Source organism: Streptomonospora halophila (genome assembly GCF_039542725.1).
GTDB lineage: Bacteria > Actinomycetota > Actinomycetes > Streptosporangiales > Streptosporangiaceae > Streptomonospora > Streptomonospora halophila.
Window position 1 is genome coordinate 1 of the sequence record NZ_BAABIK010000024.1, and the last position, 15847, is coordinate 15847.

13 protein-coding genes and 1 pseudogene are annotated in these 15847 nt (G+C 73.0%); 5 read left to right on the forward strand and 9 right to left on the reverse strand.

Annotated features, from left to right (window positions below):
• Positions 1-368: pseudogene (locus ABEA15_RS18880) on the forward strand (IS982 family transposase); the annotation flags it as partial.
• 276 nt (positions 369-644) lie between these two features.
• On the opposite strand, the gene ABEA15_RS18885 reads toward ABEA15_RS18880, so the two are convergent.
• From ABEA15_RS18885 to ABEA15_RS18905, 5 genes are all read right to left on the reverse strand, one after another.
• Entirely contained in the window at positions 645-1121 is a 477-nt protein-coding gene (locus tag ABEA15_RS18885; protein WP_345557938.1) for a ribose-5-phosphate isomerase, read from the reverse strand.
• Between the two features lie 106 nt (positions 1122-1227).
• Positions 1228-1389 carry a hypothetical protein gene (locus tag ABEA15_RS18890; RefSeq protein WP_344145596.1) on the reverse strand — a complete coding sequence of 54 codons (162 nt, stop codon included), beginning with the start codon at positions 1387-1389 and terminating at the stop codon, positions 1228-1230.
• 119 nt (positions 1390-1508) lie between these two features.
• Complete coding sequence (locus ABEA15_RS18895) at positions 1509-2936, reverse strand: aldehyde dehydrogenase family protein (protein WP_345557940.1); 1428 nt, start codon at positions 2934-2936, stop codon at positions 1509-1511.
• A 66-nt stretch (positions 2937-3002) separates the two neighbouring features.
• A complete protein-coding gene (locus ABEA15_RS18900) occupies positions 3003-3158 on the reverse strand; it encodes a hypothetical protein (RefSeq protein WP_344145592.1) in 156 nt (51 codons plus the stop codon).
• A gap of 85 nt (positions 3159-3243) precedes the next feature.
• Positions 3244-3882, reverse strand: coding sequence for a mycothiol-dependent nitroreductase Rv2466c family protein (locus ABEA15_RS18905; RefSeq protein ID WP_344145590.1), 639 nt, complete (start codon positions 3880-3882; stop codon positions 3244-3246).
• A 282-nt stretch (positions 3883-4164) separates the two neighbouring features.
• On the opposite strand from ABEA15_RS18905, the gene pepN reads away from it, so the two are divergent.
• Positions 4165-6711, forward strand: a complete 2547-nt coding sequence (pepN, locus tag ABEA15_RS18910; protein ID WP_345557942.1) for an aminopeptidase N — start codon at positions 4165-4167, stop codon at positions 6709-6711.
• A 121-nt stretch (positions 6712-6832) separates the two neighbouring features.
• On the opposite strand, the gene malQ is transcribed toward pepN, so the two are convergent.
• Positions 6833-8884, reverse strand: a complete 2052-nt coding sequence (malQ, locus tag ABEA15_RS18915) for a 4-alpha-glucanotransferase (protein ID WP_345557944.1) — start codon at positions 8882-8884, stop codon at positions 6833-6835.
• 152 nt (positions 8885-9036) lie between these two features.
• Here malQ and ABEA15_RS18920 point away from each other — a divergent pair, with 152 nt between their 5' ends.
• Entirely contained in the window at positions 9037-10335 is a 1299-nt protein-coding gene (locus ABEA15_RS18920) for an MFS transporter (RefSeq protein WP_345557946.1), read from the forward strand.
• Here the strand turns inward: ABEA15_RS18920 and ABEA15_RS18925 are convergent.
• A complete protein-coding gene (locus ABEA15_RS18925; protein WP_345557948.1) occupies positions 10256-11680 on the reverse strand; it encodes an amidase in 1425 nt (474 codons plus the stop codon). The two genes, ABEA15_RS18920 and ABEA15_RS18925, sit on opposite strands and share 80 nt — an antisense overlap.
• A gap of 209 nt (positions 11681-11889) precedes the next feature.
• Here ABEA15_RS18925 and ABEA15_RS18930 point away from each other — a divergent pair, with 209 nt between their 5' ends.
• The gene (locus tag ABEA15_RS18930; protein ID WP_344145580.1) at positions 11890-12687 is read left to right on the forward strand and encodes a nuclease-related domain-containing protein; all 798 of its coding nucleotides are present in this window, start codon (positions 11890-11892) and stop codon (positions 12685-12687) included.
• A gap of 254 nt (positions 12688-12941) precedes the next feature.
• On the forward strand, positions 12942-14804 hold the full coding sequence (gene ilvD / locus ABEA15_RS18935) for a dihydroxy-acid dehydratase (RefSeq protein WP_344145578.1): 1863 nt from the start codon (positions 12942-12944) through the stop codon (positions 14802-14804).
• On the opposite strand, the gene ABEA15_RS18940 is transcribed toward ilvD, so the two are convergent.
• Together ABEA15_RS18940 and ABEA15_RS18945 are read right to left on the reverse strand one after the other, a co-directional pair.
• On the reverse strand, positions 14801-15001 hold the full coding sequence (locus ABEA15_RS18940; protein ID WP_344145576.1) for an FmdB family zinc ribbon protein: 201 nt from the start codon (positions 14999-15001) through the stop codon (positions 14801-14803). The two genes, ilvD and ABEA15_RS18940, sit on opposite strands and share 4 nt — an antisense overlap.
• A gap of 140 nt (positions 15002-15141) precedes the next feature.
• The gene (locus ABEA15_RS18945) at positions 15142-15642 is read right to left on the reverse strand and encodes an HNH endonuclease (RefSeq protein WP_344145639.1); all 501 of its coding nucleotides are present in this window, start codon (positions 15640-15642) and stop codon (positions 15142-15144) included.
• Positions 15643-15847 lie beyond the last annotated feature (205 nt).

Here is a 15847-nt window from a genome sequence, read left to right on the forward strand (position 1 = left end):
AGGCCCTGCACCTGCTCCATGCGCACCGGTGCGCGCCGGGAGACTGCCCGATCGTGTGCGACAAGGGCTTCTCCGGAGCCGCAACCGAGGCGGCCGCCGCCGAGCTGGGACACGTGCTCATCCGCCCGGCCCGCGAGGACGAGCCCCGGCCCGCGGTGACGGTGTTCCCCTCCTGGCTGCGCCAGCGCATCGAGGCCATCATCTGGACCCTGAAGAACCAGCTCGGGCTGGAGCGCCATGCCGCCCGCACCACCGAAGGGCTGTGGGCCCGCACCTGTCAGCGCATCCTCGCCCTCAACACCGCGATCTGGCACAACTGGCTCATCGACGCCCCAGTCAAGCGGTCGCTCATCGCCTACGACCATTGACCAGCACACACAATTTCCCATCAACGATCTAGGCCGCTCCCGGCGGCCGGCCGGGAGCGGACGCGTACCCGGTGGTCGGCGCGGATTCCCCGCACTCACGGGAGATCCGCGCCGAACGGGGCTTTCCAGCCCGGGTCGTTGGTATTACCGTCACAGCAGAGCGCGCGCACCGCCCGCGGCCGCACCGCCCGATCGGCGCCCGCGCTCGCGGACCGGCGGATCCGCGCACCGGCAGCGCCGCGGATCCGCCGTTCCCATCGGCAGGGGCGCGCGGGCTCAGCCGCCGCCGGGCAGCGGCGGCAGCTCACCCGAGCGCTCGTAGGCGCCGAGCATGTCGATGCGCCGGGTGTGGCGGTCCTCGCCGCTGTAGGGGGTCTCCAAGAAGACCCGGAGGAAGGCCTCGGCCTCCTGCTCGGTGTGCATGCGGGCGCCGATCGCGACGACGTTGGCGTCGTTGTGCAGGCGGGCCAGCCGGGCGGTCTCCTCGCTCCAGGCCAGCGCGGCGCGCACGCCGGCGACCTTGTTGGCCGCCATCTGCTCGCCGTTGCCCGAACCGCCGATCACCAAACCGAGCGTCCCGGCGTCCCCCGCAACGCCCTCGGCGGCGCGCAGCACGAACGGCGGGTAGTCGTCGGCGGGGTCGTATCCGGCGGGACCGGCGTCGGCGGCCTCGTGGCCCTGCTCCTTGAGCCAGGCGACGAGGTGCTCCTTCAGCTCGAATCCCGCATGGTCACTGCCAAGGTATACACGCACGTCTTCTAGTTTCCCATGAGAAGCGCCCGCCCCGGCGCTCCTGCGCCGGTCGCGGGCGGGCGGACAGCGGGGGTCACCACCGGGCGGCCGGGCCGCCCGGACCGGTTCACAGCCCCTGGAAGAGCGACTCGCCGGTGGCGACCGTCGCGATGCCCATCCCCATGGCGGCGAAGGCGACCAGCGAGACCACCGCGATGACGTTGGCCAGGACGATGGCCTTGATGTCCTTGCTCAGCGGGCCGGCCTTCGACTCCGTCAGCTTGCTCAACTCGCACCTCGTATCGGATGACCGGACACAGGGCGCGAAGCGCCCGCCGGGAGCTTCGCACCGCTGCCGATGGTGCCATACGCCGGCGACCGCCCAGCACCGGGGCGGCGTTATCGCCGTTATCGCTGTATGCCCTTGACCTCGCAGAACTCCTCGATGCCGTGCAGGCCCCATTCGCGGCCCACGCCCGAGCGGCGGTAGCCGCCGAAGGGCAGCCGCGGCTCGACACCCGCTCCGTTGATCTTGACCTGGCCGGTGCGCAGGCGCCGCGCCACCGCGAGCGCGCGGTCGGGGTCGGCCGACCACACGGCGCCGGAGAGCCCGTAGTCGGTGTCGTTGGCGATCCGCACGGCGTCGTCCTCGGTGTCGTAGGCGATCAGCGCAAGGACGGGGCCGAAGATCTCCTCCTGGGCGATGCGCATGCCGCTGTCGACGTCGGCGAAGACGGTGGGCCGCACGAAGAAGCCGCGGTCGCGGCCCTCGGGGGCCTGAGTGCCGCCGGTCACCAGCCGGGCGCCTTCCTTCACGCCGATCTCGATGTAGTCGCGCACGCGCTCGCGCTGGGCCGCGGAGACGACCGGGCCCATGCGCACGCCCTCCTCGAAGGGGGCGCCCGGCGCGTACTTGCGCGCGGCCTCGGCGGCCGTGCGTACCGCCTCGTCGTAGTGCTCGCGCGGGACGAGCATCCGGCTCAGCGCGTCGCAGCTCTGCCCGGTGTTGCGCATGACGTCGGCCACACCGTTGTTGACGGCGGAGGAGAGGTCGGCGTCGGGCAGGATCACGTTGGCCGACTTGCCCCCCAGTTCCAGGGCGACCCTCTTGACCGTCGCCGCGGCCACCTCGCTGACCCGCTTGCCCGCCCGGCCGGAACCGGTGAAGGAGACCATGTCGACCCGCGGGTGCGCGGCGACGGCCTCGCCCACCACCGGGCCGGTGCCCGAGACGAGGTTGAACACGCCCGCAGGCAGCCCGGCGTCGTGCAGCACCTCGGTGAGGGCGTAGGCGGCCAGCGGCGCGACCTCCGTCGGCTTGAGCACGACGGTGTTGCCCGCCGCCAGCGCGGGCACGGCCTTGAGCACGATCTGGTGCAGCGGGTAGTTCCACGGCGTGATGGCGCCGACCACTCCATAAGGCTCGCGCACGACGAGGGACTCGCCCCCGCCCGGCTTCTCACCGGCGAACAGCCGCTCGCCGTGGGCTTCCACGAGTTCCAGGAAGGTGCGGAACATCAGCAGCGGGAAGCCCGTCTGCACCTTCTGCGCGAACTTCAGCGGCGCGCCGATGTCGGTGGCGATGGACTCGGCGACGCCCCCGGCCCGCTCCTGGAGCAGCTCCAGGGCGCGGGCCAGGTGCGCACAGCGCTCGGTGTAGGGCAGTGCCGACCAGGAGGGGAAGGCGGCGCCGGCCGCCTCGACGGCGCGGTCGACGTCGGAGGCCTCACCCGCCGGGACCGCGTCGACGACCTCCTCGGTCGCGGGGTCGATGACGTCGATGGCGCCGCTGGAGGCCGAAGGGGTCCAGGCGCCGTTCAGGTAGAGGGAACGCATGGCATCCACTTTCCCAGAACGGCGTTCTGGCATTCGGCTCCCCGGGCCGTTCCGGGATCGGCGGTTTCACCAGTGCGGCGGGCGCTCCTCCAGCAGCCGGTCGGTGTTGTCGTCGCGCTCGTCGCCCCAGCCGGGCCCGTACTCGTCGCGGGTGGTGTCGGGCAGGATCTCCAAGTCGTCATCGCCCAGATCCACCACGCGCTCGTCCTCGGGTGCGCTCATCCCAGGCCTTCCCGTCCGTTCGTCGGTCTCTACGGGTCGACGCCGCCGCCGCGCCGAAAGTTCCGCGCCCCGCCGGCGCCCGCGGCTACCCGGCCTCGAAGACGGGCTCGCGGTCGCGGCTGCGCTTCAACTCGAAGAACCCGTCGGTGCCGGCGACCAGCCGCACGCCGTCCCACAGCCGCGCGGCGGCCTCGCCCTTCGGCGCGGGGGTGACCACGGGGCCGAAGAAGGAGACGCCCTCCACCGAGATCACCGGTGTGCCGACCTCGTAGCCCACGCGCCGCATGCCGTCGTGGTGGGAGCGGCGCAGCTCCTGATCGTACTCCGCGGAGTCGGCGGCCTCGACGAGCTCCTCGGGCAGCCCGGCCTCGGCGAGGGCGGCGCGGTAGGTCTCGGCCGAGCGCGGCTCCTTGCGCTGGTGGATCCGGGTGCCGAGAGCGGTGTAGAGCGGACCCAGCACCTCGTTGCCGAACCGCTGCTCGGCGGCGACGGCGATGCGCACCGGACCCCAGCCGTCCCGGAGCAGCCTGGCATAGCCCTCGGAGACGTCGCGGCCCTCGTTGAGCACCCCCAGGCTCATGACATGCCAGCGCGCCTGGACGGGACGCATCCTCTCGACCTCCAGCAGCCACCGCGAAGCCAGCCACGCCCAGGGGCACACCGGGTCGAACCAGAAGTCGGCGGTGACGGTCTCGGCGCTCGCCCGCCCGTCGCTTTCAGTCACAAAAACCTCCTCGCCGCCTCGTCGTACATGTTCGCCGCGGCGCCCGTCCGCGGCGGCGGTCCGCTGCCGGCCGTACGAGGCGACCGCACGGCCGCGAGCGCACCCGCGTCCAATCGGCTGCAACCTCGGCGACCGGTTCCGCATTCCGCCGCCGCCCGTGGCAGGATCGGACGCGGCAAGCATTGCACCCCTCGGTTCCGGCGCGACCGCACCACACAGCGATGCCGCAACGGGGAACAAGCGATTCCGGCCGGCGACGACGGCGGCCTGAAGGGAGCGGATGTGGCGGGCAATCTGACACGCGAGGAGGCACGGGAGCGGGCTCGCGTCCTCACCGTCTCCTCCTACACCGTGGAGCTCGACCTCACCGGCAGCGACCAGACGTTCGAGTCACGCACGGTGGTCGGATTCGACTGCTCCGAGCCGGGTGCCGAGACCTTCATCGACCTGACCGCGCCCAGCGTGTCCTCCGTCGTGCTCAACGGGGAGGAGCTGGACCCCGCGGAGGTGTTCGACGGAGGGCGCATCAAGCTGCGCGGCCTGCGGGAGACCAACGAGCTGCGGGTACTGGCCGAGGCGGCCTACATGCGCACCGGCGAGGGCCTGCACCGCTTCGTCGACCCCGTCGACGGCCGCACCTACCTCTACACCCAGTTCGAGACGTCCGACGCGCAGCGCATGTACGCCTGCTTCGACCAGCCCGACCTCAAGGCCGCGTTCGAGCTCACCGTGTTCGCGCCGGCCGACTTCGAGGTGGTCTCCAACAGCGCTCCCGACGTCGCCGGCGAGGCGGTCGAGGACCCGGCCGGCCCCAAGTCGCGGTGGCACTTCCCCGCCACGGACCCGGTCTCGACCTACATCACCGCGCTGATCGCCGGGCCCTACCACGTGGTGCGCGACGAGCACGACGGCATCCCCCTGGGCGTCTACTGCCGGGCCTCACTGGCGGAGTACCTCGACGCCGACGCGATCCTCGAGGTGACCAAGCAGGGCTTCGACTTCTACCACGGGCTGTTCGGGCTGCGTTACCCCTTCGGAAAGTACGACCAGCTGTTCGTGCCCGAGTTCAACGCCGGGGCGATGGAGAACGCCGGGGCCGTGACCTTCCTGGAGGACTACGTCTTCCGCTCGCGGGTCACCGACGCCCGCTACGAGCGCCGCGCCGAGACCATCCTGCACGAGATGGCCCACATGTGGTTTGGCGACCTGGTCACCATGCGCTGGTGGGACGACCTGTGGCTGAACGAGTCGTTCGCGACCTTCGCCAGCGTCTACTGCCAGGTCAACGCCACGAAGTGGCCCGAGGCCTGGACCACCTTCGCCAACGTGGAGAAGGCGTGGGCGCTGCGCCAGGACCAACTGCCCTCCACCCACCCCATCGCCGCCGACATCCCCGACATGCAGGCGGTCGAGGTCAACTTCGACGGCATCACCTACGCCAAGGGCGCCTCGGTGCTCAAGCAGCTGGTGGCCTACGTCGGCGAGGACGCGTTCTTCGCCGGGGTGCGCGCCTACTTCGCCGAGCATGCCTGGGGCAACACCGTGCTGGCCGACCTGCTGCGCCACCTGGAGCAGGCCTCCGGACGCGACCTGTCGACCTGGTCGCGCGAGTGGCTGGAGACCGCCGGGGTCAACACCATGCGCGCGGAGTTCGAGGTCGGACCGGACGGCGCGTTCACGTCGTTCGCGGTGCGCCAGGAGGCGGCGGAGGAGCACCCCACGCTGCGCTCCCACCGGCTGGCGGTCGGCCTCTACGACCGCACCGACCAGGGCATCGTCCGCCGCGAGCGCGTCGAGCTGGACGTCTCCGGAGAGCGCACCGAGGTACCCGAACTGGTCGGCACGACCCGGCCCGACCTGGTACTGGTCAACGACGACGACCTCACCTTCACCAAGATCCGGTTGGACGAGCGCTCGCTGCGCACCGTCGTCGAGGGCGCGGGCGAGATCGCCGAGTCGCTGCCGCGCGCGCTGTCGTTCTCCGCGGCCTGGGACATGACCCGCGACGCCGAGATGGCCGCCCGCGACTACGTGCGGCTGGTCGTCTCGGGCATCGGCGGTGTCAGCGACGTGATGGTGGTGCAGTCGCTACTGCGCCAGGCCGTCGCGGCGCTGCACAACTACACCGACCCGGCCTGGCGCGAGCGCGGGTTCGACCTGCTCGCCGGCCGCCTGCGCGACCTGCTCACCTCGGCCGAGCCGGGCGGCGACCTGCAACTGGCCTACGCCAACGGGTTCGCCGAGGCCGCTGTCGGCGGCGAGCACCTGTCGCTGCTGCAGGGGCTTTTGGACGGGGCGATCACCGTCGACGGCCTGACCATCGACACCGACCTGCGCTGGACGCTCCTGCGCAGACTGGTCGCCGCCGGGCGGGCCGGCGAGAAGGAGATCGCCGCCGAGCTCGACCTGGACCCCACCGCCACCGGCGAGCGCCAGGCGGCCGGCTGCCGCGCGGCGATCCCCACGCCCGACGCCAAGGCCCGGGCCTGGGACCGGATCCGCTCGGGCGAGATGGCCAACGCCGAGTTCCGCGCCACACTCGCCGGCTTCACCGAACCCTCCCAGCGCGAGCTGTACCGGCCCTACGTCGACCGCTACTTCGACCAGCTGGAGCCGGCCTGGCGCGAATGGACCGGCGAGTTCGCCCAGACGTTCGCGGAGATGGCCTACCCCCGCCACCTGGTGGAGGAGGAGACCATCCGGCGCACCGAGGACTGCATCGAGAAGCAGCAGCCCGCGCCGGCGCTGCGCCGCCTGCTCGTCGAGGGCGCGGCGGGCGTGCGCCGGGCGCTGGACGCCCAGCGCTGCGACGCCCGGGCCGCCGACTAGCACCCGGCCCGCTCCGGCCGGCGGGGCGCGCGGCACGGCCGCGCGCCCCGTTCGCGTGTACGGACGGGGCGCGTCCGCACGGGGGCCGGCCGGCGAGCGGGGCCGCGCGGCACGGCCCGGCTCAGGACTCCAGGAAGGACGGTTCGATCAGCGGGCGCAGCGTCCGGCGCGCGTGCTCGGCCAGGCGCGGGTCGGCCATCAGCTCGTCGAGCAGGACCGGCTCCCCCTCGGCGGTGGTCAGCGGGATGCGCCAGTTGGGGTAGGCGTCGCTGGTCCCCGGCTGGTTCTGCATCCGCCGGTCGCCCACTACGTCGGCCAGCGAGATCCCGATCATGTGCGCCGGCGTGCGCACGAGGTAGGCGTGCAGCGCGGAGACGACCGACGCGGGTTCGGAGAGCAGGTCGGCGTCGGGCTCCAGCAGGCCCAGTTCCACCAGGCGGTCGCGCCAGGCCGCCACCTGCGCCTCGGCGTCGGCGCGTTCGGCGGCGGCGGAGCGGCCGAGCAGCCCCAGGTGGTCCCGCAGCTCCACGTGCTCGGCGGAGAGGTAGGAGGCCACCGGCGGCAGGTCGTGGGTGGCCACGGTGGCCAGGCAGTCGGGGCGCCACTCCTCGGGGCGGCGGGGGCTGCCGTCGTCCCGGCGCTCGAACCACAGCACCGACGTCCCCAGCACGCCGCGCTCGCCGAGGTGGTCGCGCACCCACGGCTCGACCGTGCCCAGGTCCTCGCCCACCACGGTGGCGCCGAACTCGTGGGCGGCCAGCAGGAGGCTGCCGACCATGCCCTCGTGGTCGTAGCGCACATAGGTGCCCTGGTCGGGCGCCGCCCCCTCGGGCACCCACCACAGCCGGAACAGGCCCATCACGTGGTCCATGCGCAGCCCGCCGGCGTGCCGCAGCGCCTGGCCGAGCACCTGGCGGAAGGGCGCGTAGGCCCGCTCGGCCAGGCGGACCGGATGCCACGGCGGCTGGCCCCAGTCCTGGCCGTGCTGGTTGAACTCGTCGGGAGGCGCGCCCACGCTGACGCCGGGCGCAAGCGAGTCGGCGTACATCCACGCGTCGGCTCCGCCGGGCTGCACCCCCACCGCCACGTCGTGCACGATGCCCACGGCCATGCCGGCGGCGCGCGCTCCGGCCTGGGCCGCGGCGAGCTGGTCGTCGAGGATCCACTGCAGCCAGCGGTGGAACTCCACACCCGGCCAGCGGCGCAGCGCTTCAGCGCCGACCTCGTGGCTGGAGACGTCGCGCAGCCCCGCCGGCCAGGCGCGGTAGTCGCGGCCGTGCTCCTCGGCCAGGGCGCACCAGGTGGCGTACTCGACCAGCGCGGCGCCCTCGCGGGACAGGAAGGCCTGGTAAGCGGCTTCGCGGGCGGGTGCGCGCGGCACCTGGAAGAGCATGCTCAGCGCGGCGCGCTTGGCGTCCCAGACGGCGTCGCGGTCGAGGAGGTCGGCGGTGCGGGCGTGCTCCCGCAGCGGCCGCGCCAGGCGCTGGATGGACTCGCGCTGGGCGGGCTCCAGGGCGGCGTACTCGGGGATGTCCTCGATGCGGATGTTGAGCGGGCCGCCGTAGCGGCGGCTGACGGGGAAGTAGGGCGAGGGCTCGATGGGGTTGACGGGCTCGGTGGCGTGCAGCGGGTTGACCAGGGTGAAGTCGGCTCCCAGGTCGCGCGCGCTCCAGTCGGCGAGCTCCGCGAGGTCGCGCAGGTCGCCCATGCCCCAGGAGGCGCGCGAACGCAGCGAGTAGAGCTGGGCCATCATGCCCCAGACCCGGCGCTCCCCGGGGCGGGGGTCGAGCCGGTCCGGCACCACCAGCAGCGGGGCCTGCTGGCGCACCGCCCCGTTCTCCACGTGCAGGGTGTGCCTGCCCAGCGGCAGGCGCGGGCCGGGTTCGCTCCAGCCGCCGCCCGCCTTCTCCACCCAGCAGCGCGACTGGTCGGGCAGCGGCAGCTGCGGGGGGCGGCCCACCCGCGTGACCACGCAGGGGGGCAGCAGCCGCGTGGCCTGGCGTGCCCAGTGCGCCTCCAAGGCGGTGCGGGGCGAGGAGGCGTCGACGCCCATTGAGCCCAGCACATGGCGCAGCGTGTCGACCGGGACGTACACGCGGCCGCCGCGCCAGTCCTCGTAGGTGGTAGCCACGCCGTATTCTTCGGCCAGCCGGGCCAGCTCCGCATCGCTCACAGACAACGATAATGCCGCACCACGCGGATTCGTGGCGGCTGCGCCATGCCCGCTCCCGCTTTCCCGGCAGGTGAATGTGAGGTTTGCCGGGAAAGCGCATTAAATTCCTATTGCCACTTCTTCTGGTGCATTCTCCCGATACGATGCCGACAATGCTCGCCTCCTACCGCCGGCTCTTCGCGGTTCCCCATCTGCCGGCTCTGCTGTTCTGGTCGCTGTGCGCGCGGCTGCAGCTGGGCGGCCTGCCGATCGCGGTGACGTTCCTGGTGGCCGGCTGGACGGGCTCCTACGGCCTGGCGGGGCTGGTCGCGGGCGGGCTGACGGTGGGAACGGCGGTGGCGGGCCCCTTGCGGGGGCGCCTCGCCGACCGCCGCTCCAAGGCGCGGCTGATGCTCACCTCGGCGGCGGTCTACGGCGCCGGGCTGGCCGGGCTGGCGCTGCTGCCCGCGGAGCTGTGGTGGGCCTCGGTGCCGCTGGCGCTGGCCACCGGGCTGTTCCAGCCCCCGGCGACCCAGATCGCGCGCTCGATCTGGCCGCGCATCACCTCCGGCCCGACCCGCCAGACCATGTTCGCCGCCGAGGCCACGCTGCAGGAGCTGCTGTTCATTGCGGGACCTCTGCTGGCGGCGGCCGCCGTGGCGCTGGGCGGCGGCCGCCTCGGGGTGGCGGTGATGGCCGTGCTGCCGTGTCTGGGCGCCGCCGGATTCGCGTGGAGCCTGCGGCGAGCGGGGCTGTCGGAGCCCCTGCCCGCCGATCCCGCCGGAGCGGACGGGGGCCCGGAGCACAGCGCGGCCCGCTCGCTGCTGCGGAACCCGCAGATCGCGCTGGTGCTGGGCATGACGGCGCTGCTGGCGGTCGGCCTGGGCGCGGTGGATCTGACCATGGTGGCGTGGGCGCGCGAGATGGGGTCGCCGGGCTTCGCCGGAGCGCTGATGGCGGTCTACGCCGCAGGCTCGGGCGTGGGCGGGCTGCTCTCGGGCGCCTTCACCGGACCGCCCCGGCCGGCGCGGCGCGCGCTGGGCACCGCGGCCGGCGCGGCGCTGCTCGTCCCGCTGCTGCCGCCGCTGCTGCAGCTGCCGTCGCCGTGGCTGCTGACACCGGTCCTGTTCGCGGGCGGCCTGGCCATCGCGCCGACGATCGCCGCGGTGACCGAGCGCCTGGGCGACGCCGCGCCCGCGAGCCGCAGGGGCGAGGCCTACGGCTGGCTCGCTTCGGGGATCACCGCGGGGATCTCCCTCGCGGCGCCGATGACCGGCTGGCTCATCGACGCGGGCGGGGTCACCGCCGGCGCCGCGGGTGCGGCGATCGCGGCGGGCCTGGCGGCGCTGGCCTCGCTGGGCCTGCGCTCGACCGCCGTCCGCCCGGAGGCCGTCACCCCTGCCACACCGGCGGCCGGCGGTCCGCCCACGGACGCGCCGCCTCCAGCTGGGCCGCAAGCGAAAGCAGAGTAGGTTCGCCGCCCGGCCGGCCGGTGAAGCCGACGCCCACCGGTAGCCCCTGCGGGGTCCAGTGCAGGGGGACGCTCACCGACGGCTGGCCGGTGATGTTGGCCGGCGAGGTGAACGGCGCGTACTCCGTCATCAGGCGCATCTCCTCGGCGGGGTCGTCGCCGAAGTGGCCCACCTCGACCGGGGGCGCGGCCGTGACCGGGCCGAGCACGGCGTCGTAGGGCAGCACGCGCGGCAGGAGCGCGCGCACGCTGTTCTGCAGCCGGGCGACGGCGCCCATGTAGTCGGCGACCGAGGACCGGGCGGCGCGCTCGCGCAGATGGCGCGTGAGCGGGCGCAGCCGGTGCTCCTCAGCCGGGTCGATCCGCTCGGCGGCCGCCATCGCCGCCCAGACGAGCGCGAAGTCCTCCAGCATGGCCGTGTCGGCGGGCGGGTCGATCTCCTCGACGTCGTGGCCGAGGTCGGCCAGGAGCTTGGCGGTCTCCTCGCAGGCGGCCCGGACCTCGGGGTCGACGGGCGCGCCGGGCACCGGCGAGGTGCAGTAGCGGCCGATGCGCAGCCGTCCGGGCTCGCGAAGCGCGTGGCCGAGGAAGGTCTCCCCCGGTCCCAGCGGCGGTGCGGTGAAATAGTCGCCGGGGCGGTTGACCGAGATGATGTCAAGCACCAGGGCGGCGTCGGCGACGGTGCGGGCGATCGGTCCGGCGGTGGCGAGCCCGATGAAGTCGGGTTTGACCGGTCCCTGGGTCACCCGCCCGCGGGTGGGCTTGATCCCGAACACGCCGCAGGCGCCGGCCGGGATGCGGATGGAGCCGCCGCCGTCGCTCGCGTGGGCCGCCGGGGCGAGCCCCGCGGCCACGGCCGCGGCCGCCCCGCCGCTGGACCCTCCGGCCGAGCGGGAGAGGTCCCACGGTGTGCGTGCGGCGGGGGCGAGGTCGTTCTCGGTGTAGCAGGCGCAGCCGAACTCCGGGGTGTTGGTCTTGCCGGTGAACACGGCGCCGGCCGCGCGCAGCTCGGCGACCACGTCGGAGTCGGTGTCGGCGATGCGGTCGGCGTGGACGGCCGAGCCCGAGGTGTGCGGCAGGCCCGCCACGGGGTCCAGATCCTTGATCGGAATCGGCACGCCCAGAAGCGGAGGGGGTTCGCCCGGCGTGTCGGAGAGCGCCTCCTCCTCCGCCTTTCGGGCCTGGTCGCGCGCGGATTCACCCGTAACCGCAATGAATGCCCCGAGTTGCCGATCGAGGCGCTCGATACGCGTGAGGTAGTGCTCCGCAATCTCCACCGGGGAGACTTCGCGGCGCCGGACGGCCTCGGCCTGCTGGATCGCCGTCAGCTCGTGGATCTCGGCCATGCGACCAGAGCGTAGTCCGCAACAGGCGGTGTTAGAACCGCTCGGCCCGGGGATGCTGTCGAAGGTGCCTCTCTAGAGAAGCAGGGGGAAGGACTGTCTTTCCCCGAAGCAACCGTATGCACACGTGAGAATGCACCAGAGGCCGGGGAAGTAAAGTGTGAGATTCGATGTACTAGGACTCGCATATGGATCGAACTACTCTTTCCAGCGTGGATTCGGCAACCTCAGTCAACGGCGCCGCGCAGCAGAGCCGCTCCGGTTCGCCCTTCAGTAGTTCCCGCGACACGAGTTCCAGGGGCACCGGCACATCGCAGGCCACGGCCCGCAAGACCTACGGTGCGCTGACCTCGGCATCGGGTCGGCGCTGGCTGCTGCGCGGCGGCGCCGCGGCAGCCGCCGGCGCGGTCGGCGGCTTCCTCACCCAGGACTGGCGGATCGGCGCCACGTTCGCCGCGGCCGCGCTCGTCGCCCTCATCGTCCACTCCTCTCGGCGCTACTCCGAGGTCCCGCGCTGGCGCAGGGCCTCCGCGGCGCAGCGCCGCACCGAGGCCCAACTGCGGGTGATGAAGCGCTTGGGCTACCGCGTCCTGCACGCCCGCGGCATCCCCGGCGGCAACGGCCAGATCGACCACTTCATCGTGGGCCGGCGCGGCGCGTTCGCGATCGACTCCGAGGCCTGGGACAAGCGCCTGCCGCTGCGCAACAAGCTGGAGAAGCTCTACCACGGGAAGTTCTCCAAGAACGAGCGCATCGACGAGGCACTGGAGGAGGCGCGCACCGCCGAGCGCCTCATCGCCGAGCGCCTCGGCCGCGACATTCGGGTGCGCCCCTCGCTGGCGATCTACGGCCCCACCCTGCCCTGGGACAGCCACAACCTGCGCGGCGTCGACGTCATCGCCGGCACGAAGGTCCGCAAGTGGCTGCGCGGCGGCAACGACCGGCTGTCCGACAAGGAGATCGAGGAGATCGCCAGCGCCGCCGAGACCGTGCTGCCGGCCCGCTACTGAGCCGCCGGAGCCGCCCGGAACCGCCCTTCACCCGCCCCTTCCATCCGCCGCACCGACACGCCCGCCGAACGCGCCGGACCGCCGAGGTCCGGCGCGTTCGGCGTCCGCGGACCGCTCCCCGGGCGCACTTCCTCGCACTATCTCACCATGCGGACACCCGATCTTTGGTGCCGAGACGTTTCCGGTCCTCGGCGGGGCTACCATCGGAGGGGAAGACATGTCGTCAACGCCCCTGGCGTCGATGGGAGCACCCCATGCCCGCGCTGCGCTCACGCACCGTCACCCACGGCAGGAACATGGCAGGCGCGCGCGCCCTCATGCGCGCGTCCGGCGTGGAACGCGAGGACTTCGGCAAGCCGATCGTCGCGATCGCCAACAGCTTCACGCAGTTCGTGCCGGGCCACGTCCACCTCCGCGAGGTCGCCGACGTCGTCGCCGGATCCGTGCGCGAGGCCGGCGGAGTACCGCGGGAGTTCAACACCATCGCCGTCGACGACGGCATCGCCATGGGCCACGGCGGCATGCTCTACTCGCTGCCCAGCCGCGAGCTGATCGCCGACGCCGTGGAGTACATGGTCAACGCCCACTGCGCCGACGCGCTGGTGTGCGTGTCCAACTGCGACAAGATCACGCCCGGCATGCTGCTCGCGGCGATGCGGCTGAACATCCCCACTGTCTTCGTCTCGGGCGGGCCGATGGAGGCCGGCAAGGCCACGGTGGTCAACGGCACCGCCGTCACCGAGCGCAAGCTGGACCTGATCGACGCGATGGTGGCCTCGGCCGACGAGAGCGTCTCCCAGTCCCAGCTCGACGAGATGGAGGAGGCCGCCTGCCCCACCTGCGGCTCCTGCTCGGGCATGTTCACCGCCAACTCGATGAACTGCCTGACCGAGGCCATGGGCCTGGCCCTGCCGGGCAACGGCACGGTGCTGGCCACGCACGTCGACCGCAAGCGCCTCTACGAGGGCGCCGGAGGCAAGGTCGTCGAGGCCGCCCGCCGCTACTACGAGCAGGACGACTCCTCGGTGCTGCCGCTGTCCGTCGCCTCGCCCGCGGCCTTCGCCAACGCCATGGCGCTGGACATCGCCATGGGCGGCTCCACCAACACCATCCTGCACCTGCTGGCCGCGGCCACCGAGGCGGGCGTGAAGTTCGGCCTGCCCGACATCGACGAGCTCTCGCGCCGGGTGCCCTGCCTGTGCAAGGTCGCGCCGAACACCGACAAGTACCACATCGAGGACGTGCACCGGGCGGGCGGAATCCCCGCCATCATGAGCGAGCTGGCCCGCGGCGGGCTGGTGGACACCTCGGTGCCCACGGTGCACGGCGCCACCCTCGGCGAGTACCTGGCCCATTGGGACATCACCGCCGATACCTGCGACGAGGACGCGCGCGACCTCTTCCACGCGGCGCCCGGCGGCAAGCGCACCACGCAGGCCTACTCGCAGGACACCCGGTGGGAGACCCTCGACACCGACCGCGAGGCCGGGTGCATCCGCGACGTCGCCCACGCCTACACCGCCGACGGCGGACTGGCCGTCCTCTACGGCAACCTCGCGCCCGACGGCGCCATCGTCAAGACCGCGGGCGTCGAGGAGGAGCTCTACACCTTCACCGGGCCGGCGAAGGTGTTCGAGAGCCAGGAGGACGCCGTCGACGGCATCCTGAACAAGCGGATCGAGCCCGGCGACGTGGTCGTCATCCGCTACGAGGGCCCCAAGGGCGGTCCCGGCATGCAGGAGATGCTCTACCCGACGAGCTTTTTGAAGGGGCGCGGCCTGGGCAAGGCCTGCGCGCTGATCACCGACGGCCGGTTCTCCGGGGGCACCTCGGGGCTGTCCATCGGCCACGCCTCGCCCGAGGCGGCCCAGGGCGGCGACATCGCCCTGGTGCGCGACGGCGACACCGTGGTCATCGACATCCCCAACCGCTCGATGCGGCTGGACGTGGCGGGCGAGGAGCTGGACTCCCGGCGCGCGGCCCTGCTCGACGAGCTGGGCACGTTCCGCCCCCGCGACCGGGAGCGCCCGGTCACCCAGGCGCTGCGCGCCTACGCCGCGATGGCCACCTCGGCCTCCACCGGCGCGGCGCGCGACGTCGCCCAGATCGAGGGCTAACCTCCGCAGCACCCCCCGCCGCAGCAGCCGCCCGCGGCGGGCGCCGGGGCCGCTCCGCCCACGGCGACGGTGGACAGCAGCTTGACCGTGTCGTCGTGGCCGCGGGAGCACGCCGCGGGCTCGGCCGACTCCGCCATCGGGCGGGAGCGCTCGAACGTCTCGCCGCATTCGCGGCAGCGGAACTCATAGCGTGGCATGCGAACAAGAATAAGCGCCCGGCGGCGAGTGGGACCGTTCAGGCCCGCCGTCGGGCGCCCGCATCGTATGGCGCGCCGCCCGCGACCGCCCGCACGCCCCCGGATGCCCCCGGATGCCGGGGCGGGGTCGCTTCAGCGGGTCAGGCGGCCGCCCGCGCCATGTACGGCGCCCACTGCGGGTCGCCGTGGTTCTCGCCGTTGATGAGCCGCCAGTGCAGCCCGCGGGGAACGGTCGGGGTGACGTTCAGCTTCCAGCCGAGCTCGTCGAGCAGCCGGTCGGCCTTGCGGTGGTTGCACGGCTTGCAGGAGGCCACTACGTTCTCCCATACGTGCGCACCGCCCCGGCTTCGGGGGATGACGTGGTCGATGGTCTCGGCCCGCTTTCCGCAGTAGGCGCAGTGGTTGCCGTCGCGGCGCATCAGCGCCACCCGCGTGAGGGGGACGCGGCGCCGGTACGGAACCCTGATGTAGCGTCGGAGCCGGATGACCGAGGGCACCGAGAGCGCGGTGGTGGCCGAGTGCAGGGCGGTGCCGCCGGCGTCGCCGTGCACCACCTCGGCCTTGTCCCGAAGCACGAGCAGGATCGCCCGCCGCAGCGGTACCGTGGTCAGCGGCTCGTAGCTGGCGTTGAGCAGCAGCACATGGCGGTGTAGTGAGCCGCCCTCCGTACTGCGCGCGCCGCTCACGGCTTCTCCCCGACCGCCGCTGCGGGCGGCCGTGTCTCATCCCCGGCAAGCCGATCGGCCAGCCAGGAGGCCTCCTTGTCGACCGGTCGGATGACCGGTGGTGTTCGCGTTGCCACACGGACCTCCCGTGGGTGGTTCCCGCCGAGTAACGTCCCGCATT

Coding starts and splice junctions, on each gene's coding strand:
- ABEA15_RS18895 (WP_345557940.1), bottom strand. CDS start 2,936: ATGCGTTCCCTCTACCTGAACGGCGCCTGGACCCCTTCGGCCTCCAGC.
- ABEA15_RS18900 (WP_344145592.1), bottom strand. CDS start 3,158: ATGAGCGCACCCGAGGACGAGCGCGTGGTGGATCTGGGCGATGACGAC.
- ABEA15_RS18920 (WP_345557946.1), top strand. CDS start 9,037: ATGCTCGCCTCCTACCGCCGGCTCTTCGCGGTTCCCCATCTGCCGGCT.
- ABEA15_RS18925 (WP_345557948.1), bottom strand. CDS start 11,680: ATGGCCGAGATCCACGAGCTGACGGCGATCCAGCAGGCCGAGGCCGTC.
- ilvD (WP_344145578.1), top strand. CDS start 12,942: ATGCCCGCGCTGCGCTCACGCACCGTCACCCACGGCAGGAACATGGCA.
- ABEA15_RS18940 (WP_344145576.1), bottom strand. CDS start 15,001: ATGCCACGCTATGAGTTCCGCTGCCGCGAATGCGGCGAGACGTTCGAG.